Origin of the sequence: Paenibacillus sp. CAA11 (assembly GCF_003060825.1) — a bacterium.
Taxonomy (GTDB): domain Bacteria; phylum Bacillota; class Bacilli; order Paenibacillales; family Paenibacillaceae; genus Fontibacillus.
Genome location: NZ_CP028922.1, coordinates 4,252,525 through 4,274,317, shown reverse-complemented (window position 1 = coordinate 4,274,317; position 21,793 = coordinate 4,252,525). Strand labels below are relative to the sequence as shown.

General features: G+C 48.2%; 16 protein-coding genes. All 16 read left to right on the top strand.

Annotation, left to right across the window (positions count from 1 at the left end):
* Window positions 1–51: 51 nt before the first annotated feature.
* The 16 genes from DCC85_RS20055 (at window position 52) to argH (ending at window position 21,619) form a co-directional block, all read left to right on the top strand.
* A complete protein-coding gene (locus tag DCC85_RS20055) occupies window positions 52–1,149 on the top strand; it encodes a tetratricopeptide repeat-containing glycosyltransferase family 2 protein (protein ID WP_108467141.1) in 1,098 nt (365 codons plus the stop codon).
* Window positions 1,150–1,187: 38 nt separating this feature from the next.
* Complete coding sequence (locus DCC85_RS20050; protein ID WP_159081933.1) at window positions 1,188–3,038, top strand: glycosyltransferase; 1,851 nt, start codon at window positions 1,188–1,190, stop codon at window positions 3,036–3,038.
* Between the two features lie 919 nt (window positions 3,039–3,957).
* A complete protein-coding gene (locus DCC85_RS20045; RefSeq protein ID WP_108467139.1) occupies window positions 3,958–5,691 on the top strand; it encodes a glycosyltransferase family 4 protein in 1,734 nt (577 codons plus the stop codon).
* A gap of 15 nt (window positions 5,692–5,706) precedes the next feature.
* On the top strand, window positions 5,707–6,492 hold the full coding sequence (locus DCC85_RS20040; RefSeq protein ID WP_108467138.1) for an FkbM family methyltransferase: 786 nt from the start codon (window positions 5,707–5,709) through the stop codon (window positions 6,490–6,492).
* A gap of 236 nt (window positions 6,493–6,728) precedes the next feature.
* Window positions 6,729–6,926: a cold shock domain-containing protein gene (locus DCC85_RS20035; RefSeq protein WP_018887618.1), complete on the top strand. Its 198-nt coding sequence runs from the start codon at window positions 6,729–6,731 to the stop codon at window positions 6,924–6,926.
* A gap of 153 nt (window positions 6,927–7,079) precedes the next feature.
* Entirely contained in the window at window positions 7,080–7,646 is a 567-nt protein-coding gene (gene hpf / locus DCC85_RS20030) for a ribosome hibernation-promoting factor, HPF/YfiA family (protein WP_108467137.1), read from the top strand.
* Between the two features lie 228 nt (window positions 7,647–7,874).
* Window positions 7,875–10,379: a preprotein translocase subunit SecA gene (secA, locus tag DCC85_RS20025; RefSeq protein WP_108467136.1), complete on the top strand. Its 2,505-nt coding sequence runs from the start codon at window positions 7,875–7,877 to the stop codon at window positions 10,377–10,379.
* 112 nt (window positions 10,380–10,491) lie between these two features.
* Window positions 10,492–11,608, top strand: a protein-coding gene (gene prfB, locus DCC85_RS20020; protein ID WP_108467135.1) for a peptide chain release factor 2 whose coding sequence is annotated in 2 segments (ribosomal slippage) — window positions 10,492–10,566 and window positions 10,568–11,608 — 1,116 coding nt in all. Because the reading frame shifts where the segments join, the coding sequence is not laid out codon by codon here.
* 100 nt (window positions 11,609–11,708) lie between these two features.
* Window positions 11,709–12,596, top strand: a complete 888-nt coding sequence (locus DCC85_RS20015) for a YitT family protein (RefSeq protein ID WP_108467134.1) — start codon at window positions 11,709–11,711, stop codon at window positions 12,594–12,596.
* Between the two features lie 605 nt (window positions 12,597–13,201).
* Window positions 13,202–14,254 (top strand): N-acetyl-gamma-glutamyl-phosphate reductase, encoded by a 1,053-nt coding sequence (gene argC, locus DCC85_RS20010; RefSeq protein ID WP_108467133.1) that lies wholly within the window; start codon window positions 13,202–13,204, stop codon window positions 14,252–14,254.
* Between the two features lie 18 nt (window positions 14,255–14,272).
* Window positions 14,273–15,502, top strand: coding sequence for a bifunctional glutamate N-acetyltransferase/amino-acid acetyltransferase ArgJ (gene argJ, locus DCC85_RS20005; protein ID WP_108467132.1), 1,230 nt, complete (start codon window positions 14,273–14,275; stop codon window positions 15,500–15,502).
* 59 nt (window positions 15,503–15,561) lie between these two features.
* A complete protein-coding gene (argB, locus tag DCC85_RS20000) occupies window positions 15,562–16,407 on the top strand; it encodes an acetylglutamate kinase (protein ID WP_108467980.1) in 846 nt (281 codons plus the stop codon).
* Between the two features lie 173 nt (window positions 16,408–16,580).
* Window positions 16,581–17,786, top strand: coding sequence for an acetylornithine transaminase (locus tag DCC85_RS19995; protein WP_108467979.1), 1,206 nt, complete (start codon window positions 16,581–16,583; stop codon window positions 17,784–17,786).
* Between the two features lie 4 nt (window positions 17,787–17,790).
* On the top strand, window positions 17,791–18,747 hold the full coding sequence (gene argF / locus DCC85_RS19990; protein ID WP_199909945.1) for an ornithine carbamoyltransferase: 957 nt from the start codon (window positions 17,791–17,793) through the stop codon (window positions 18,745–18,747).
* 54 nt (window positions 18,748–18,801) lie between these two features.
* The gene (locus DCC85_RS19985) at window positions 18,802–20,037 is read left to right on the top strand and encodes an argininosuccinate synthase (protein ID WP_108467131.1); all 1,236 of its coding nucleotides are present in this window, start codon (window positions 18,802–18,804) and stop codon (window positions 20,035–20,037) included.
* Window positions 20,038–20,200: 163 nt separating this feature from the next.
* On the top strand, window positions 20,201–21,619 hold the full coding sequence (gene argH / locus DCC85_RS19980) for an argininosuccinate lyase (protein WP_108467977.1): 1,419 nt from the start codon (window positions 20,201–20,203) through the stop codon (window positions 21,617–21,619).
* Window positions 21,620–21,793: the final 174 nt, after the last annotated feature.

Here is a 21,793-nt window from a genome sequence, read left to right as displayed (position 1 = left end):
CATAGGGTGCCTGTTGTGTTTTATACTAAGTGTTGGTTGGGGGAGATTGAAATGAATGAGATCTCAGTATGCATCATTACTCGAAATGAGGAAGAGTACATAGGGAGGGCAATTCGCTCAATTACACCTTATGTTAAGGAAGTTATTGTAGTTGATCATTATTCAGAGGACAGAACGTTTGAAATCGCTAGAAGTTTAGGGGCGAAAGTTTTTCGAAAAAGTTGGAATAGTGACTTCTCAGAATCTAGAAATTTTAGCATTTCACAAGCGTCTTGCCCACTGATTTTAGTGATGGACGCAGATGAAGAATATTTGGATGATGGTCTCGCTCTACAGGATGCCAGTCAATTAGTGAGTTCAGAGCCTGGTACTGCTGCCAGTGTAGGAATACAAAGTTTAACAAGTAATGGCCAATGGGTACAATCATGGATTACTAGATTGTTTCCTAATCATTCGGACTTTAAGTACAAGGGGAGAATTCATGAGCAGCTACACTACAAAAGTCAATATCCTAAATTAGTTAGTACGGTTTTAAACTTCAATCACTACGGATACAGTCCAGAAGAAATAAAAAAGAAGGATAAATATCAAAGAAATCTAGAATTATTATTGTTGGATCAAGGATCAGATCCGGAGAACCCTTATTTAATGTTTCAATTAGGTAAAACTTATGGGAAAATGAATGAGTTATTGGAGTCTAAAGTGTGGTTTGAAAGAGCTCTGGGAGTCGGTCAGAAGCCTTACCCGCATTTTTATAGCGCATTATTTATGGAATATGCTCATACATTGTTGAAATTGAAAGATTGGGAGTCACTATCAAATATTATTAATGTTGCTATTGAAATTTATCCGGATTATACCGATTTATATTATATATATGGCAGTGCAATAATTGAAGCCAAAAATCCTGAATGGTTCGATCAAATCCCGGATGTGTTCTCTTACTGCATTCACCTTGGAGAAGTACCTCGGGGAAAATATGAATCGGTTCAGGGTGTGGGTTCTTATAGATCTCACTATAACTTAGGCTTATATTATGAGCTTACCGGAAATACATCTGAAGCTTTATATCACTATGAGATGAGTGGTCAGCAAGGATTTGATCAGGCTAAAGACAGAATAAAGCTTCTTAATTACAACAAGAAATGAGGAATTTAATGATGAAGTCCCCATCCATTTCACTGTGTATGATTGTCAAAAATGAGGAACGCTGCTTGGAAAGATGTCTTAACAGCGTCCAAAATATAGTGAGTGAAATTATTATTGTAGATACGGGTTCGACAGATAGAACGATCGAAATAGCCAAGCAGTTTACGGACAAAATTTACTCCTTTGAGTGGATTAACGATTTTTCAGCAGCGCGGAACTTTGCTCTCGATCATGCAACGGGGGAATATATTCTTCATCTGGATGCCGATGAATACTTATATGAGGGAACGGAGTGTTTGCAGGAGGAGTTAGACAAAAGTTATTATTTCTTGCGTATTAGAAATGAATTGGGACAAGGACGGGCACAAACACATCTATTTGTTCGATTATTCCGGAACCAGCCTTCCATGAGATATGAAGGAAAACTTCACGAACAAATCAACCTTGACACGAATGGACACTTGCCATTTGGATTTATGGACTGTGTGATTTATCACGATGGCTATATGGATGAAGTCGTAAAAGATAAGAACAAGTCAAAAAGAAATATGGATATTATTAAAGCGGCTATTAAGACCAGTCCAACCTCTTTTAATTATTACAATTTAGGTCTGCAATATGTTCATGAGAAAAATTATAAAGAAGCCGTAGAAGCTTTCAAAAAGTCTTTTTCACTTGCGAATAATCAAACATTTACACCTAGAATGCTAATTTTACTATTTAATTCTTTACTTGAATTAAAGCAGTATAAACAAGCCATGGATGTAGCTGCGGATAGCACACTATTGTATCCTGATAGTCCAAATATGGAGTATGGCTTAGGCAACGTATATCAAAAAATGGGATTTGCTGAAGACGCAAAATTATGTTTTGAACGCTGTTTAGAAATTGGAGAAGAGGCGGGAGTCCAGGAATATAATCATGAGGAGGGTTCAGGTTCTTTTCTTGCCAACTCGAAGCTATGTGAAGTTTTCCTGGAGGAGGGTGATCGGGAGAAGGCACAGCAATATTTCCTTGCTGCTGTAAAAGAAGCTCCCGATTTACTATATTTGGTCAAACTTTTTGCAGATTTGAACCCTAATGTCAATGGAAAGGACTTTTTAGCCTCAATGCTGAAAATATTCCCGTTCTCTAATCCAATTAAGATTCGGCAGTATATGTCCGTATTATATGATAGAAGGCACATAGCAACTTACGAACTGATCAAATGCTATCATGTGAACATAGAACCTGAAATTCAAACTTGGGTTGATATGGTTGAACATAACTATGACTTAGCTGCAAAGAGGTGGGAACAGATCACCGAATTGAAGCCTTTTGCCAAAAGAGACCTATTAATGTTGAGTTTCATTCGAAATGAATTTCTTATTGCTCGCTTCAAAGGTGATTTTGGGCTTAGGGAAAAGGAATGGAAATGGTGGAAAAAATTTATTGAGCAGGGCATTGATGATGGAACCGAACTTTCCGGGGATTCAGAAGAGTTATGGACTTGGCTCTGTGGAGATATAGTTCAACTTCAGGAATTTGAGTGGTTGGAGAAACTCGTAAATAACACCAACAACGCAAAACTTCGTTATTTAATAGCTAAAGAGCTGTCGAATCGTGGCTTCGTAGAACTTGCGCTTGAAATCATTGTCGAATCCAAACATCAAAAAGATAATAAGTTGATTTACACTTTAGTAAGTCACATTTTAATGCAATTAGGTCAATTTGATGATGCGATATATTATGCAGAACAAGTGTACAAAATTGAAAATAGTTATAACAATGCCTATGTACTCTTGTCTTTGCTTCAAAAAGCTGGGAGCTTAGATCGAGGGGAATCCTTGTTGAACAATCTAAAAACTAATGGGATCAAATCTCGTTGGCTTGACGGATTAGTAAGTTAATAGATGCCATGTGAGAACGTTCGAACAGTAAATCTGCTCGGACGTTTGTGTTTTAAGAATTCGCAATTTTATCATAAACTAGGGTGTGTTTTTAAGTCAACAAAGCAAGTTATTGGACGATCCGGGAAGGGCAGTGCTTCAGGCGATAGATCTAAAGAGAAATATGTGCTAGCTGGCCAAGCTTACGACACCAATACTATTCAATCGTTGATGAGAGTGGTGAGTTGTTTGGGTGATTCTCAAGTAAGAAAAAACGTCATGTACGTTTTATAATGTCTTTAACCCCGGACATGATATGATTTACTTAGGTTTGAAAACAGGATCAAGGTACTAGGTACTAATCTTTATATTTCATAGTTATTCATAGTCCCAGCAAGGGATGAGGCTTGCAGCTACTCTGAAGCATGCTCAAGATGTTATACGCATATTTGTTGAAAATGTCACATTAAAAAGACGATTTGAATTAATTTTATATATTATTGAGTTTGCTCTCGAAAATCATCCTGATTATACCGATTTATACTATATGTACGCTTCAAAAATTATTGAGGTATGGAATCCCAGATTGGTTTCCTATAGTTACTTGAAATTTATCAGAATGTTTGAGCCTTGGTGAATCTGAAGAAAAAAGTATGAAATTAATGAAAGGAGCAAGGCGCAACAACCGGATTAAGAACAATTTTCAACTGCTGTGAAGGATGCTCTGAATTATTTTAATTCCTTATTAAACTATTTATTTAGTGTCATCAGATAGAGGATTTAAAGATAGTTGAGGCTCAGCTATCCTTGGGTAAGGATAGTACGTAGTAGATAGTGGTATGAAGCCAAAGAGGTTACAACGAACAAGGGCAACTTTAATATTCGACATAAAATAATAATGCTCATTAATTAAAAAAAATCAAATGCATAGGAGACTCAAATGCTCTTAAATCTAAGACAACGTGAATTTACTAAACGATATAATCGGTTAGTACAAGCTAGGCCTCAGCAACTGGCTCAAAGCCCAAGATTAAAGCCAACTTTGAAGGTAGTTTATGTTCTGAGTCATGTAAGTGTTGGTGGTGGTGTTAAAATTATATTAGAGCAAGCAAACCGTTTAATTAATCGGGGATGGGAGGTTGTTCTAGTCTCTCACTATCCACGTCCGAATTGGTTTCCTACTAAAGCAGATTATATTAAAGTTCCATTTGGAATTGAGGTTGCTCAGGGAATACCCGATTGTGATGTGATTGTTGCTACTTACTGGGATCATATACAAGCATGTATTGAAACCGGAATTGCCCCTGTTGTGTATTTTGAACAAGGAGATGAACATCTCTTCCATCCCGAGCGTTTTCAACACGATATGAAGTTTTTCGTTAGCAGTCAACTAAAATTACCTCAGTTTATAATGACAGTCTCTAACCAAGCAGGTATTTTATTGAAAGAAAATTTTGAAGTAGATTCTGCTGTTGTTCCAAATGCAATTGATCATGAAGTGTTTTTTGAAAAAGATGACTTTCCAGAATATTCAGGTGAACCGTATATTTTAATGATTGGTAACGAAAATACTCTCTTTAAAGGTATAAGGCGAATAATAAAAGCTGTTAATACAGTTAAGTTACAGTTTCCGGAAATCAAGCTATATTGGATTAGTCCTATTTCACCATCAGAGCCATGGGCTTCTGCTGCGGATCGTGTTTTTGTAAATCCCCCTCAGAAAGAGATTGCTGAATTATATCGTGGTGCAGTTCTATTTGTGTCAGCTTCAGAGTACGAATCATTTTCTTTACCAGTTCTTGAAGCAATGGCTTCGGGTTGTCCAGTTGTGTCAACTAAGAATACTGGCGTACTGGAGTATGGAATTGACAATATTAACGTAGTATTTGTAGAAATAGGGAATGACAATGATCTTATTAACAAAATCAAGTTAGTACTCAAGGATGAAGGGCTTAGAGAAAAACTGTCTTCAAATGGATTGAAAACAGCTGCAAATTACTCATGGAACAAATCAATAGATGAATTAATGGAATATTTAAGTCGCGCAGCACAGTTTTCTGTCGAACCGTATACAAGTTTGTCTGAATGGGATATCAAAATCAAACCCGATATGTTTTCCCAAACAGCAGATTGGGATAAATTTCTACAAAAACTTACAGTTGTCCCGGATGACCTTGTATATTTGCCTGTAGTATACGACTGGATTGATCAACATTCAATTGCTAGATGGGAAGTAGCAGCCATACGTAAAACACAGATATCGGAAAACTATATATATATTAACCTCCCGGTGCGGGGGAATGATCTTGACCCCGAGTCTGCTATATTAGGCAAGGGGATTTACAAAGTAAAAAATGAGCAGTATAACGAAGCTCTCGATTATTTTGTAAGTGAATACTCTAATCTGAATGAAGAATGGAAGCCAATTTGCAGTAAATGGATTATCCTTTGCTTAATTGAGTTAGAAAGAGACAAAGATGCCTTAAATGTGATTCTTGATACGTTAAAAGTCTATGAGCACTTCTCAGATGTATATTATTTGTATTACTTGTTGTTACAATTAAATAATTCCAATGGAGAAGCTGGCAAAATTGCAGATACGATTAGGCTGATTGGCGATAGTATGAGTCAATCAGAATGGTTCTTTAATGTGGAAGAACAATTATCTAAGTAAAAGAGGAGTGTTCACATGTACGGCACCTATATTGGAAATAATAAAATGCTTGTTAATTTAGGGTATGGAGGTTATTTGACCATATCATCTCAAGACTTAAGTTTAATGCCTACTTTAGTTAGCACCGGGGTGTTTGAAGTTCCTTTAACGAAGTATTTTATTAATAATGTTAAGCCAGGCGAGACTATTGTCGATATTGGGGCTAATGTTGGATATTTTACGCTGTTGGCTGCAAAACTTGTCGGAGAGAAGGGAAAGGTAATTGCTTTTGAAGCTAATTCACAGTTAGTAGATTATATTAAAGATAATCTTGCTATGAACTGGATTACTGAAAATGTGAGCGTCATTAACAAAGCTTGCTACTCTTGTAACCAGTTTCTTGAATTTAATACCTCAGAGAAATTTCATGGATATTCATCCATTCATGATAAACCAGCAGATGATAATCTAGTTGATACTTACATTACCCATAAGGTTGAAGCTGTGGCATTGGATCGCGAATTATCAAATTATGAGGGTGTAATCGACCTTTTGAAAATTGATATTGAGGGCGGAGAGTATCATGCATTCAAGGGGATGCAGTCCTTAATAGAGTCTAAAAGGATTAAGAAGATTTCCTTTGAGTGGAATCGATCTATGTTAGCTGGTGATGCTGATTCCTTCTTAAGTTTAATTGACGACTTGATGAATCGCTTTGGGGGATATTTGTATTATTTAGATAATGAGGGGAACCCCAATGCTGCAAAGCTCGAAGATATAGCTAAACTTGATTTTTATCCTTTTGTTTTAATTGAATTTTAAAAATATATCTATTTGATTAGATAATGTTTCACCACCACCAAAACGGGTTATGTATTCTTACAGGCCCGTTTTTGTTTGTCTGCTATACACATTCGTCTCTTGGGGTTAGACATGCATTTACAAGTTTTTAACATGAAAACATTTTCTTACCCAATTGACAACTTGGAAATACGGGTGGTATAGTCAGACATGTGAGCCGGGCTCACCTTATTTGACGACGAAGGGAATGTTAGTGCATGCAAGGTAAAGTTAAATGGTTTAACGCAGAAAAAGGTTACGGCTTCATCGAAACTGCTGAAGGTGGAGACGTATTCGTACACTTCTCCGCAATCCAATCCGAAGGCTTCAAGACTTTGGAAGAAGGACAAGACGTAGAATTTGACATCGTCGAAGGTGCACGCGGACCTCAAGCGGCTAACGTAATCAAATTATAATCATCCCGGCACAGCCGACCTACATATACGGTATGATGGTTAACAATTGAGAATCGCTAGCAAGACCCCTCTTAGGAGGGGTTTTTTTATTTAACAATTTTTACACTGGGTTAATGAATGTGGTATAATGAAGGGGCAAAGGAGGAGTGCCCTATGAATTTAAGTATTCGTGGTCAACAGATTGAAGTGACTGATGCTTTGCGTGATTATGTAGACAAGAAGCTCAGCCGGCTAGAGAAGTACTTTGATGCACCCCCCACCTCTGATGGTACTGTGACACTTAGTGTTGCACGAGGAATTCACACGGTCGAAGTGACGATTCCGCTTCCGGGTCTTCTGCTCCGCGCTGAAGATAAGAGCGATGATATGTACGCTTCTGTAGATGCCGTTGTGGACAAGCTCGAACGCCAGATCCGCAAACATAAGACCAAGCTGAACCGTAGATTTCGTCAGGAAGGCAGCTTGAAGACTTTGTTTGTCGAAGAGCCCGTTGATGGTGCTCTCATCGTAGACGAAGATGAATCGTTGATTGATGATGACAAGCTTGAAGTGGTTCGCACCAAGCGGTTTACCTTGAAACCGATGGATGTGGAAGAGGCTATTTTGCAAATGGATTTATTAGGCCATACGTTCTTCGTCTTCTCCAATATCGACACACGGGATGTCAATGTTGTGTATCGGCGGAATGACGGCAGATATGGTCTGATTGCCCAGGATTAACTCATTGAACAGAACTGATTTGCTGCAAGGAATGTGACAGTATTTTGAAATTTTATCTGCAATATTAAATTGTTTTATCAAAAAAACGAGCTTTATCCGCACCGGATAAGGCTCTTTATTCGTATAGATATTATAAGGCTGCTTTAGAATGAAGGCCCGTGTTGCGGCATGTCTTACAAACTGTTACAATTTAGGCAAATGACCTGTTTTGCGTGAAAGGGGAAAACCATGCTAGGACTTGTAAAGAAGATTTTTGGCGACACGAACGAGCGTGATGTCAAACGTCTTATGAAGACGGTAGACTTGATTAATACATTGGAACCCAAATTTACTGCGCTGTCGGACGAGCAGCTGCAAGCAAAGACAGTAGAATTCCGGGAGCGGATCGACAAGGGTGAGACGCTGGACGACCTGCTGCCTGAAGCGTTTGCAACGGTACGTGAAGCGTCCAAGCGTGTTCTTGGCAAGCGTCATTATGACGTGCAAATGATCGGCGGGATGGCTCTGCATGAAGGCCGGATCGCAGAAATGAAAACCGGTGAAGGGAAGACGCTGGTCGGAACTCTACCGGTTTATTTGAATGCACTCCTCGGTAAAGGCGTCCATGTCGTTACCGTTAACGACTATCTGGCACAGCGTGACAGCGCTGAAATGGGCCAGATCTACAGCTTCCTTGGCCTTACGGTAGGCGTGAACTTGAGCGGAATGGAGCATGCCGACAAACAGGAGGCTTATGCTTGCGATATTACTTATGGTACAAACAACGAGTTTGGTTTTGACTATCTGCGCGATAACATGGTTCTGTATAAGGAACAAATGGTACAGCGTCCGCTTTATTTCTGTATCATTGACGAAGTGGACTCTATTCTGATTGACGAAGCACGGACCCCGCTGATTATTTCCGGACAAGCTCAGAAGTCAACCGAGCTGTACTATGCGGCTGACCGTTTTGTGAAGCGACTGACAGCAGAAGAGGATTTCACAGTAGATATTAAGGTGAAAGCCGTTTCGCTCACCGAGAAGGGTGTAGCTAAGGCAGAGAAGGCTTTTGGCATTGAGAACCTGTATGACCATTCCAATGTTACATTGAACCACCACATTGTCCAAGCGCTGAAGGCGAATGCGATTATGCGCCGTGACGTGGATTATGTGGTTACTGAAGATGAAGTCGTGATCGTCGACGAATTCACAGGCCGTCTGATGGCGGGACGTCGGTACAGTGATGGTCTTCATCAAGCCATTGAAGCAAAGGAAGGCATTGAGGTTCAGAACGAGAGTATGACGCTTGCAACCATCACGTTTCAGAACTACTTTCGGATGTACCGCAAGTTAGCTGGTATGACGGGTACGGCGAAGACAGAGGAAGAGGAATTCAAGAAGATCTATGGTCTTGAAGTACTTCAAGTGCCTACGAACCGTCCGAACCGCCGTGTGGACATGGCAGACATCGTCTACAAGAGCGAGCAGGGCAAGTTCCGTGCGGTCGTGGAGGAAATTGCGAAGCGTCATGCCAATAACCAGCCCGTGCTGGTAGGTACGGTCTCGATCGAGAATTCAGAGCTGCTCTCCGAAATGCTGAAGCGCAAAGGCGTGAAGCATAAGGTACTGAATGCGAAGTACCATGCGGAAGAAGCTGAGATCATCTCCCGCGCAGGGGAGCCGGGTGCGGTAACCATCGCCACGAATATGGCGGGGCGCGGTACGGACATCCTGCTGGGTGACGGTGTATCTGAACTTGGCGGTCTGCATATTATCGGGACCGAGCGCCATGAATCGCGCCGGATTGATAACCAGCTGCGCGGTCGTGCAGGTCGTCAGGGTGACCCAGGTTCGACTCAGTTCTACCTCTCGATGGGCGATGAGCTGATGAGACGGTTCGGTACGGACAATGTACTGAACATGATGGACCGTCTGGGCTTTGACGAAGATTCACCGATTGAGAGTAAGATGATTACACGTGCAGTAGAATCTGCACAGAAGCGTGTTGAAGGTAACAACTTCGACGTACGTAAAGTCGTCCTTCAATATGATGACGTAATGAACCAGCAGCGTGAGATCATTTACAAGCAGCGCCGTGAAGTGCTGGAGTCCGATAACATCAAGCAGGTTGTTCTGGATATGATCAAGCCGGTGATTGAGCGGGTGGTTACCGCACACTGCAGTGACGACATTCCTGAGAACTGGGAACTTGAAGAAGTTGCGGAATATGTGAACAGCAAGCTGCTCGACGGTGAACTGACCAAAGATGAGCTTTGGGGCAAGGAACCGGAAGAGATGATTGAGTTCATTTTCGATAGAGTTCTGAATAAATACACAGAGCGTGAACAGCGTCTTGGTGAGGAAATGGTACGGGAATTCGAGAAGGTCATCGTGCTTCGCTCCGTGGACAGCAAGTGGATGGACCATATCGATGCGATGGATCAGCTTCGTCAAGGGATTCACCTCCGTGCATACGGTGGTACCGATCCTCTGCGCGAATATCAATTTGAAGGCTTCGAGATGTTCAACCAGATGGTTGCAGCGATTCAGGAAGAAGTTGCGACCTACATTATGAAGGCTCAAATCGAGACGAACCAAGAGCGTCAAGCGGTGGTAGACGAGGATCAAATCTCCACAAGTGGCGAACCGGCCGAGAAGCGTCCGGTACAGCGCGGCGAAGAGATTGGACGCAACGATCCATGCCCATGTGGCAGCGGCAAGAAGTACAAACATTGCCACGGACAGAATGCATAATCTAATCTATAGATAATCGGGCTTTATGCCTTTGACTACCCCTAAACCCTCCCTGCGAATATACAGGGAGGGTTTAGGTAGGTACACATACTTTTACCTGAGGTGAATAAATATGTTGATCGACCCGAGTATAAAGCAAGATCTGCGTGAAATGGCCAAGAAGTTATCAAACCTTAGGGGGTCTCTTTGACTTAGATCTGAAGCAGGAGATGATCGCCAACTTCGAGGAGAAGATGGCTGCGCCTGATTTCTGGGATGACAATGATGCTGCCCAGCAGGTCATAAGTGAGATGAATGCGGTAAAGTCCTCCGTGGATCAGTACACCAAGCTTCAAGGGGAGTACGATGATATTTCCGTGATGCTGGAGCTGGCTGAAGAAGAAGGGGACGAATCTTTGGAAGCAGAGATTGCAGAATCCGTGAGTGCACTGGTGCAGAAGATGGATGAATTCGAGCTCCAGCTGCTGCTCAACCAGCCATATGACAAGATGAATGCGATTCTGGAGCTTCACCCGGGTGCAGGCGGCACCGAGTCCCAGGACTGGGGCTCTATGCTGCTGCGGATGTATACCCGCTGGGCAGAGAAGCGCGGCTTCAAGGTGGAGACGCTGGATTATCTGCCGGGCGATGAAGCAGGGATTAAGAGCGTAACGCTGCTGATTAAGGGATATAACGCCTATGGCTATCTGAAAGCGGAGAAGGGTGTTCATCGTTTGGTCCGTATCTCCCCGTTTGATGCCTCTGGCAGACGCCACACCTCGTTCGTATCCTGCGACGTGGTTCCGGAGATTACGGATGAGGTTGAAGTGGACATCCGGACTGAGGATCTGAAGATTGACACGTACCGTGCCAGCGGTGCTGGCGGTCAGCATATCAATACGACGGATTCTGCAGTGCGGATTACGCATATTCCGACCGGAGTTGTGGTCACCTGTCAGAATGAACGTTCCCAGATCAAGAACCGGGAGCGCGCGATGACGATGCTTCGCTCCAAGCTGTATGAACGCAAGCTGGAAGAGCAGCAGAAGGAGCTGGATGAGATCCGTGGTGAGCAATCTGACATCGCCTGGGGCAGCCAGATCCGCTCTTATGTCTTCCATCCGTACAGCATGGTGAAAGACCACCGGACGAGCGTGGAGACAGGAAATGTCGGCGCGGTGATGGACGGTGATCTGGATGCCTTTATTGACGGCTATCTGCGAAGCCAGATTCAAGTAGAGCCGAACTAAGCCATTTTGCTTCCTGCACTTGATTCCGTCAGGTGCAGGAGTTTTTTGTGAGAGGGAGATACGATTCATTGAGGTGCATTAGACTGAAGGAGTGGAAGTTATGCCGCCAGTAGGCCGCAGACGTAAATCTCAACTATTATTGCCGATTAGCGGCCCTGGGCGGCATGCGCTGGATTCAGCCATGATCGTGGTCGGCTCATTCATCACGGCGCTGGCATTCAATCTGTTCCTGCTGCCTAACCATATCGCCTCTGGCGGTGTATCCGGGATATCGGTGATTGTGAGATCCATGCTTGGCATTGAGCCTGCCTATACACAGTGGGCGCTGAACATCCCGCTGTTTGCTGCTGGATATTTGCTGCTCGGCCGCAATTACGCCATCCGCTCGCTGCTGGGCACCATTGTGCTGCCGCTCTTTGTCTACCTGACCAAAGACTGGGCGCCGCCAACCACGGACCCGCTGCTGGCCTCACTGTATGGAGGTATAGGGGTAGGGCTGGGACTCGGCATTGTGTTCCGAGGGCGCGGGTCAACGGGCGGTTTATCGATTCTGGCACAGATCATCCAGAAATACAGCGGACTCAGCTTGTCCATGTGTGTCGTGCTGATGGATGGAACCGTCATCACGCTCGCTGGCTTCCTGCTGTCCTGGGAGCGGGCTCTGTATGCTTTGATTGGTCTCTATATTACCGGGAAAATCATTGATACCGTGGAATTGGGCTTCAACTATACCAAGGTCGCCTATATTATTGCAGATAAGACGGAGGAAATCTCCACAGCCGTGCTTCACGAGCTCGACCGGGGGCTGACCAAGCTGAATGCGCAGGGCGGCTATACGGGAGATCCGCGTACGGTGCTGATGGTCGTCGTGAATCAGAGCGAGGTAAGCCGGCTGAAGACGCTAGTGCAGCGCACAGAGCCTTCGGCCTTTGTGATCATTTCCAATGCTCACGAGGTGCTGGGTTTAGGCTTTAAGCGGCATGAATAGCGATTACAGGATAGCAGGACAGTAATCTCACAAAAAAAGCAGCAGATGATATTTTCAACTAACCACGATAAACCTCCTGTTATACAGGCAGAGCCCTTTTTGCTACCGATGAAGCTGAGCTGATTCCTAAGCAGGCGGAAGGTACAGGAGGGCTCTTTTTTTTAATGTGCGGAATTTTAGTTTTATCAAATCTCCTCCCTAGGCTGCCTGCACGGGTTGGACAATGTGGATCACTTTATTCTGGTTAGAAGCTCGGGTGAAGATATTTTTGCCCATAAACATTTGGAATTTAAATAATCACAGTAGATACATTAGATACATCGGATACAGCAGAACCCTAGCCAGTATGAGCCAAGCAACATTTAGGACAGGATCATCGGCAAATATTTAAACTTATACTCTGAAGAAGGGCAGACCGGAAGGTCTGTTTTTTTGTGTTTTAATTAATTCACATTCCAAGGTACTTTTGCGGAAGGTTTATCATATATTAACATTGTATTTATATTAACTCACATGTATAATAATACATACTTTCTACTTCGGATATTCATAGATTCCTTCGTACGAATAATAGACGAGGGTTGGCGATAGAGGGGGCCTATACATTGAATAATGACAAACTAAAAGTGGCTATTGTGGGTTCTACCGGATATGGCGGCGTGGAGCTGATTCGTTTCCTGACAGGGCATCCCAACGTGGAGATTGCCTCTGTCATCTCTGCTTCTAGTGCAGGCGCGCCACTAACAGAAGGTTTTCCTCACTTATCGGAAATTGTTACGATGCCTCTTGATCGAGTAGATGCCGAGAGAATCGCGGCGAAGGCAGACCTGGTGTTCACGGCGACGCCGTCCGGGGTGAGCGGCAAATTGGTGCCCCAGCTGCTTCAGGCTGGACTGAAGACGATTGATTTGTCAGGTGATTTTCGGATCAAGGATGGCGCTGTATACGAGACTTGGTATAAGCATGAAGCGCCTGACAACGCGCTGCTTCAGGATGCGGTGTATGGGCTGTGTGAAGTGTACGGCGTAGAGGCGGCGGGTGCACGTTTTATTTCCAATCCGGGATGTTATCCGACTGCAACATTGCTGGGATTGATTCCGGCGGTTCAGGCAGGTCTATTAGACCTGAGGAGTCTTATTATTGATGCCAAATCAGGGGTGTCCGGTGCGGGGCGCAAAGCAAGCCTGATGACCCACTATGCGGAAATTAATGAGAATTTGAAAGCCTATAAGGTGAATAAGCATCAGCATATCCCTGAAATTGAACAGGAGCTTGCACTCCAGGCGGGCGAGCCGGTTACGATAACCTTCACCACGCATTTGGTGCCCATGACCAGAGGGATTATGTCTACGATGTATGCACAGCTGAACGGAACCTACAAGGAAGAGGATTTTATTGAGCTTTACCGGGAGTTCTATCAGGGCCGGCGCTTTGTCCGCATTCGTGAAAAAGGCGTCTGGCCAGCAACGAAGGAAGTGTTCGGCTCTAACTTCTGCGATATAGGCTTTGCGGTGGATGAGCGCACAGGGCGCGTTACGATTATCTCTGTTATTGACAACGTAGTGAAGGGGGCAGCTGGGCAGGCGATTCAGAATATGAATCTGATGCATGGCTGGGACGAGAGTTTGGGACTTGGTCATACACCGGTGTACCCGTAGGGGCGAAAGGAGATCAACATGGGAGTGGTTCAATTGTTTAGCGTGGTAGAAGGCGGGTCGCTCACAACGCCGAGGGGGTTTCAGGCAGGCGGGCTTCACTGCGGCCTCAAAAAAACAACCCGCAACGACCTCGGCGTCATCCTCTGTGAGGTGCCTGCCGTCTCGGCGGCCGTATATACGACGAATATTTTCCAGGCGGCGCCGCTGAAGGTGACGCGGGAGAGCCTGGCGAACCGGCTGCTGCGCGCTGTGGTTGTGAACAGCGGCAATGCCAACGCCTGCACCGGCATGCAGGGCGAGGCAGATGCCTACGCCATGCGCAGCCAGGCGGCAGAGGTGCTGGGCCTCAGCGAGGCGGACGTAGCCGTCGCCTCGACCGGCGTCATCGGCGAGAATCTGCCGATGGACCGCGTAGCCCGCGGCATCGCCGGGCTGCCGCAGGCACTCGGCGGCGGCGCTGCGGGTGCCGAGCAGTTCACGCAGGCGATCTTGACGACGGATCTCGTCAAGAAGGAAGCCTGCGTGAAGCTTGAGGTCGGCGGCCGGGAAGTGACCATTGCCGGCGCCGCGAAGGGCTCGGGCATGATCCACCCCAACATGGCGACGATGCTCGCTTTTGTCACGACGGATGCGAACGTCGAGTCGCAGGCGCTGCAAAGCCTGCTGATGGACACCACCAACCTCACGTTCAACATGATCACGGTGGATGGGGACACCAGCACGAACGATATGCTGCTGGTGATGGCGAGCGGCCTTGCGGAGAACGAGCAGCTGACGAGCCAGCATCCTGATTGGGACGCGTTCGCTGCGGCCTTCCGGCATGTGTGCGAAGCACTCGCTAAGCAGATCGCTCGCGACGGCGAAGGAGCCACCCGGCTGATTGAGGTGCGGGTAACAGGTGCGGTGAGTGACCTGTCGGCACAGAGAATCGCCAAGACGATTGTCGGCTCAAGTCTGGTTAAATCGGCCGTGTTCGGCGCAGATGCCAATTGGGGCCGGATTATCGCTGCGGCCGGGCGTGCCGGGGAGCCGATGGAACCAGGGACGGTAGATATCCGGCTTGGCAGCATTATTGTGCTAAACGGCTCGAAGCCGGTGGCCTTCGATGAGGAGGAAGCACTGGCCTATCTGAAGGGCGATACGGTGCACATCCAGGTGGATTTGCATGGCGGTCTAGGTCAGGCAACGGCCTGGGGCTGTGATCTGACTTATGATTATGTAAGAATCAATGCGGCTTACCGTACTTAACGTATAGATGCAGCAGCGGCAAGTAACGAGAAAACTCTAGTAGAGGCGGGGATGAAATGATGAATACGGCAGTGGAGAATCACGCTGCCGGGCAGGAGCAGCTGCCTGGCGAGATCTCGAAGCAGACCTTTGTAATGAAATGCGGCGGGAGCACCTTGGCGGAGCTGCCGGAGGATTTTTTTGCAGAGCTGGCAGAGCTGCAGCGCGGCGGCTACCAGCCGGTCATCGTGCATGGCGGAGGACCGGCGATCTCGGAGAATCTGGCCAAGCTCGGAATCGAGACGAAGTTCGTAAACGGGCTCCGCTATACGACCGAGGAAGTGCTGGATGTGGTGGAGATGGTACTGTCGGGGAGCATCAACAAGCAGATTGTCCGTCGTATTCACAGCGCAGGAGGCCGGGCGCTCGGACTCTCCGGCATCGATGGATTGCTGCTGCAAGCTAAGCCTGTGGCGTCGAGCGCCAAGGTGGGACTGGTAGGCGAGGTGAGCCAGGTGAATGCTTCGCTCGTCGAGGGCGTGCTCGGCATGGGATACATGCCGATTGTTGCCCCGCTAGGGATCAGTCCCGAGGGGCAGCGCTACAATGTCAATGCCGATACGGCGGCGGGAGCCGTGGCTTCCAGCCTCGGCGTCCAGCAGATGATTGTGGTTACGGACGTGCCAGGGATTCTTAAGACCGTAAAAGGGGAGAAGAAAGTGCTGCCCTGTGTAACGGTACAGCAGATTGAGGATATGATTCAGACCGGAGAAATTTATGGCGGGATGATTCCGAAGGTGCGGGCAGCCATTGCCTGCATTCACGGCAAGGTGAAGGAAGTGGTGATTGTGAACGGTACCGAGCCAAAAGTGCTGGGCCGCGTTCTGCGCGGGGAGGCCATCGGTACGCGGATCGTTCGCATGTAGCTTGATGCTGGAGCAGGCGGAAGACGAAGAAGGCAGAAGAAGGTTATAGATAGAGCGGGCCGCGCGAGGCGCACAGCCCGCCAGGTGTATAATTCATCTTAAAGGAGCTGGAGACCTTGACACATACGGATCTGGAACAAGCGAAGCTGTCTGATGTGAATCTATCTGAAGCGATGCCGGCTGATCAGGCAGACGAAGAGAGCAGTGCATTATTTCCTAACTATTCGCGTTACCCGTTATCGCTCGTGAAGGGGCATGGCAGCTGGCTGTGGGATGACAAGGGCAACCGCTACCTTGATTTTATGAGCGGGCTTGCGGTCACGAATCTGGGACATACGCCCGAGAAGATTCGGGCGAAGCTGCATGCCCAGCTGGACCAGCTATGGCATGTCTCGAACCTCTTCCACATTCCGCAGCAGGAGCAGGCGGCGAAGCTGCTGACCCAGCTTGGCGGCGCCGATGCGGTGTTCTTTTGCAACAGCGGTGCAGAGGCGAATGAGGCCGCGATCAAGCTGGCGCGCCGCTATCATCAGAAGATCAAGGGGACAGATCGCTACGAGATCATTACCTTCAAGCAATCGTTCCACGGACGGACGCTGGCTACGCTGACTGCCACGGGGCAGGCCAAGGTGCAGGAGGGCTTCCTCCCGCTTCCCGCAGGCTTCAAGTGTGTGCCGCTGCATGATATTGAGGCGTTGCGCGAAGCCATAGGCCCGCATACAGCGGCAGTGATGCTGGAGATGATTCAAGCCGAAGGCGGCGTGCATCCAGTCGATCCGGACTTCCTGAAGGAAGTCGAAGCCTTATGCAAGGAGCAGGGGCTGCTGCTGATCGTGGACGAGGTGCAGACTGGCATGGGCCGGACCGGCCGCTGGTTCGCGCATCAGCATTACGGCATCGAGCCGGATATCTTCACGCTCGCCAAGGGCATTGCCAGCGGTTTCCCGGCAGGAGCTATGCTGGCTAAGGGGTACCTGCGCGAGGCCTTCTCGGCCGGCAGCCACGGCTCGACCTTTGGCGGTACGCCGCTTGCCACGTCAGCGATCATTGCCACGGTAGAGACGATGCTGGAGGATGATCTTCCGGCCAGAGCCGAGGCGATGGGGCATTACCTGACGGACCAGCTGAAGCAGAAGCTGGAGAACCAGCCTTTTGTCCTGGAGATTCGCGGCAAAGGTCTTCTGATCGGCATCGAATGTGCCGGCCCTGTGGGACAGCTGGTGCTGGAGGGGCAACAGCAAAGATTGCTGTTTGTGACGGCAGGCCCGAATGTGATTCGCTTGCTGCCGAACTTGTATGTGACCGAGGAAGAAATTGACCAGGCTGTGGCCACGATTGCTTCACTGATCGAGGGCCACACGGCAAAGGAGGAAGCGTAAAATCATGAGTTTGGCAGAAGCAGGCAAGGTACACAACCTCAGCGGACGCGATTTCATCGAACTAACCGACTATTCCACCGAGGAGATTCAATATTTGATCGATCTGGCGATAGAGATCAAGCATAAGCAGAAGACCGGGGAGACTTATCAGCCGTTGAAGGGGAAGACGGTGGGTCTTATTTTCGAGAAATCGTCCACAAGAACCCGGGTCTCCTTCGAGGTTGGGGTATTCCAGCTTGGCGGGCACGCGCTGTTCCTCAGCAAGAATGACATTCAGCTGGGCCGTGGCGAGACGATTCATGATACTGCAGGCGTGATGTCCCGTTACCTGGACGGCTTGATGATCCGTACCTTTGGGCATGAAAATGTTGTCGATTTGGCGCGCTATGCTACGATTCCTGTCATCAACGGCCTTAGTGATCTGGCCCATCCTTGTCAGGTGCTGGCGGATTTTCAGACGATTTATGAACATAAAGGCAAGCTGAAGGGGCTCAAGCTAGCCTACATCGGCGACGGCAACAATATGGCGCACTCCCTGATGATTGGCGGGGCCAAGCTTGGGGTAGACGTAACGGTGGCTTGTCCGAAGGGTTATGAACCGGACGCGCAAATTACAGCGGATGCTCAGGAGATCGCACAGGCAACCGGGGCGAAGATTGAGATTGTGGAGGACCCAGTTAAGGCCGTTACAGATGCTGATGTGATTTATACGGACGTTTGGGCTAGCATGGGATTTGAAGAGGAGCAGAAAGCAAGAGAAGCGGCGTTTGCAGCTTATCAGGTTAATGAGGAGCTTGCGCGTCATGCGAAGCCGGATTATCTGTTCTTGCACTGTCTGCCTGCCCATCGCGGTGAGGAAGTCAGCGCCGGGGTGATTGATGGCGAGCACTCGATTATTTTTGATCAGGCGGAGAACCGGCTGCACGCGCAGAAGGCGCTGATGGCCGCTTTGATAGGATAAATGACTGTAGAATTTCAAGCGTAAGATGCTGAATCGGAAGGGGTATATTTTACAATGGCAAAAGAAAAAATCGTACTTGCGTATTCCGGGGGACTGGATACGTCGATTATCCTGAAGTGGCTCAAGGAAACCTATGATGCAGAGATTATCGCCTTCACGGCAGACATCGGACAGAGGGAGGAGCTGGACGGCCTGGAAGCCAAGGCGCTCGCTACAGGCGCTTCCAAGGTTTATATTGACGATCTTCGCGAAGAATTCGCCAAGGATTTCATCTTCCCGATGTTCCAGGCGGGTGCGCAGTATGAAGGGCAGTACCTGCTCGGCACCAGTATCGCCCGCCCGCTGATTGCCAAGCGCATGGTGGAGATTGCCCGTGCCGAAGGCGCGACAGCGATCGCTCACGGGGCGACAGGCAAAGGGAATGACCAGGTGCGCTTCGAGCTGAATGCGGCGGCACTGGCGCCGGAGATTCAGGTGATTGCGCCTTGGCGGCTGCCAGCGTTCCGCGAGCGCTTCCCAGGACGTGCGGAGATGATTGCCTATGCAGAGGAGCATGGAATTCCGGTAACGGCCTCTGCGGCCAAGCCTTACTCCACCGACCGCAACTTGCTGCATATCAGTTATGAGAGCGGCGTGCTGGAGGACCCTTGGTTCGATGCGAGCGCTCCTGAGAGCAAGGATATGTATCTGCTCAGCGTCGATCCGGAGGATGCGCCGGATGAGGCGGAATATGTGGAGCTAGAATTTGATCAGGGCAATGTAGTCGCCATCAATGGCGAGAAGCTGGAGCCGCTTGGCGTGATGGAGAAGCTGAACGAGCTTGGCGGCAAGCATGGCATCGGCCGGATCGATATGGTTGAGAACCGCTTTGTCGGCATGAAGAGCCGGGGCGTGTATGAGACGCCAGGGGGCTCGATTCTGTTTACCGCACACCGCAAAATGGAATCTTTGACGATGGACCGGGAAGTGATGAATGTCCGCGACAGCTTGCTTACCCGCTACAGCACGCTTGTCTATAACGGCTTCTGGTTCGCTCCTGAGCGGATCGCCATCCAGGCACTGGTTACGGAGAGCCAGAAGAATGTCTCCGGAACGGTGCGGCTGAAGCTGTACAAAGGCAACATCATCGGCGCTGGCGTGAAAAGTCCGGTCAGCTTGTACAACCCGAATATTGCGACCATGGAGGCCGACCCAACGCAGGCTTATGATCAGGGGGACGCTACTGGTTTTATCCGCCTGAACGCCCTTCGTCTGAAGGTAGGTTCCGGAGTGGAACAGAATAAAGGCTAAGACAGGGAGTGCCCTAGGGGCTTATTGAGATAAACACAAATAAAACAAACCAGACAGTTAGAAAGATAGACCGATAGACCGACAGCAGCCGCTTTCCGCTGGAGTATGGGCGAGAGGCGGCTTGCTATTTTTGCAAAAACAAGATGACAAGGAGTTGGACCAGGTGAGCAAGCTGTGGGGTGGCCGGTTTACGAAGCAGACCAATCGGCTGGTGGAGGAATATACTGCATCCATCGGTTTTGATAAAGCACTGGCGGAGGAGGATGTGCAGGGAAGCCTGGCGCATGTGACGATGCTTGGCAAATGCGGGATTGTTCCGGCAGAGGATGTTGAGAAGATCAAGGAAGGCTTGAATGCTGTGCTCGGCAAGATCCGCCGGGGGGAGCTGGAGTATTCTGTATCGGATGAAGATATTCATATGAATATCGAGAAGAATCTGATCGAGAAAATCGGGCCTGTAGGCGGAAAGCTGCACACTGGGCGCAGCCGCAACGACCAGGTTGCGACGGATATGCATCTGTACCTGCGTGCACGCGTTGTGGAAATTACGGGCCTGCTGCATGGATTGCAGGAGGCGCTAATCGGTCAGGCTCAAGCTAATACGGAGACCATCATTCCGGGGTATACGCATCTGCAGCGGGCGCAGCCGATTCTGTTCGCTCATCATCTGATGGCTTACGTGTCCATGTTCCAGCGGGATATTGAACGGCTGCAGGACAGCTACAAACGCATTAACGTGCTTCCGCTGGGAGCAGGCGCGCTGGCGGGAACGACCTTCCCGATTGATCGGCATTTTGTGGCCGAGCAGCTGGGCTTTGACAGCGTCTATGAGAACAGCCTGGATGCGGTGAGCGACCGGGATTTCATTCTGGAGTTCTTATCCGGGGCCTCCATTATAATGATGCACCTGTCCCGTCTGTGCGAGGAGCTGGTGCTATGGAGCAGCACGGAGTTCCGCTTCGTTGAACTGGATGATGCCTTCTGTACAGGCAGCAGCATCATGCCGCAGAAGAAAAACCCTGACGTAGCTGAGCTGGTGCGCGGTAAGACAGGCCGGGTCTATGGCAATCTCTTCGGGCTGTTGACCGTGCTGAAGTCGCTGCCGCTGGCGTACAATAAGGACATGCAGGAAGATAAGGAAGGCATGTTCGATACTGTAGCCACCTTGCAGGGGGCACTGCAGCTGTTCGCACCGATGATCGCGACGATGAAGGTGAACACCGGACGGATGCGCGAAGCGGTGAACCAGGACTTCTCCAATGCAACGGATATTGCGGACTTCCTTGTCGGCAAGGGGCTCCCGTTCCGCCAGGCGCATGAGGTGATCGGCAAGACGGTGCTGTACTGTATTCAGAACGGAAAGTACCTGCTGGACCTTACGCTGGAGGAGTTTAAGCAGTTCTCTCCACTGTTTGACGACACCATCTACGGCGTGCTGCAGCCGGAGACCGTTGTGAATGCTCGCAATGTATACGGCGGAACAGCAACTCCTCAGGTCGTAGCAGCCATCTCCCGTGCGGAGAGCAAGCTTGCAGAGACGCAAGTGTGGCTTCAGGCGCATGAGACGAAAAATGAGAACTAGTTGAAAAGAGAGACATTAGGCATGGCTGCCACTCAATAAGTAAGATAGCCTACAGCTGCTTGTACCATCTATTGTGACTAGGCTGCTTTAATCGTAAAAAAACAACAGGTTCCGCCGGACTTTGCGGTGCCTGTTGTTTTTTAGTGTGCGCCCGGCATGGGCGATAACTCGGCG

Excerpts from the sequence above, each read along its gene's own strand:
- argF (WP_199909945.1), top strand. The coding sequence starts at position 17,791 with ATGAGTTTGGCAGAAGCAGGCAAGGTACACAACCTCAGCGGACGCGAT.
- argB (WP_108467980.1), top strand. The coding sequence starts at position 15,562 with ATGAATACGGCAGTGGAGAATCACGCTGCCGGGCAGGAGCAGCTGCCT.
- DCC85_RS20040 (WP_108467138.1), top strand. The coding sequence starts at position 5,707 with ATGTACGGCACCTATATTGGAAATAATAAAATGCTTGTTAATTTAGGG.
- hpf (WP_108467137.1), top strand. The coding sequence starts at position 7,080 with ATGAATTTAAGTATTCGTGGTCAACAGATTGAAGTGACTGATGCTTTG.
- DCC85_RS20055 (WP_108467141.1), top strand. The coding sequence starts at position 52 with ATGAATGAGATCTCAGTATGCATCATTACTCGAAATGAGGAAGAGTAC.
- DCC85_RS20050 (WP_159081933.1), top strand. The coding sequence starts at position 1,188 with ATGATTGTCAAAAATGAGGAACGCTGCTTGGAAAGATGTCTTAACAGC.
- DCC85_RS20045 (WP_108467139.1), top strand. The coding sequence starts at position 3,958 with ATGCTCTTAAATCTAAGACAACGTGAATTTACTAAACGATATAATCGG.
- DCC85_RS20015 (WP_108467134.1), top strand. The coding sequence starts at position 11,709 with ATGCCGCCAGTAGGCCGCAGACGTAAATCTCAACTATTATTGCCGATT.
- DCC85_RS19985 (WP_108467131.1), top strand. The coding sequence starts at position 18,802 with ATGGCAAAAGAAAAAATCGTACTTGCGTATTCCGGGGGACTGGATACG.
- secA (WP_108467136.1), top strand. The coding sequence starts at position 7,875 with ATGCTAGGACTTGTAAAGAAGATTTTTGGCGACACGAACGAGCGTGAT.
- DCC85_RS20035 (WP_018887618.1), top strand. The coding sequence starts at position 6,729 with ATGCAAGGTAAAGTTAAATGGTTTAACGCAGAAAAAGGTTACGGCTTC.
- DCC85_RS19995 (WP_108467979.1), top strand. The coding sequence starts at position 16,581 with ATGCCGGCTGATCAGGCAGACGAAGAGAGCAGTGCATTATTTCCTAAC.
- argJ (WP_108467132.1), top strand. The coding sequence starts at position 14,273 with ATGGGAGTGGTTCAATTGTTTAGCGTGGTAGAAGGCGGGTCGCTCACA.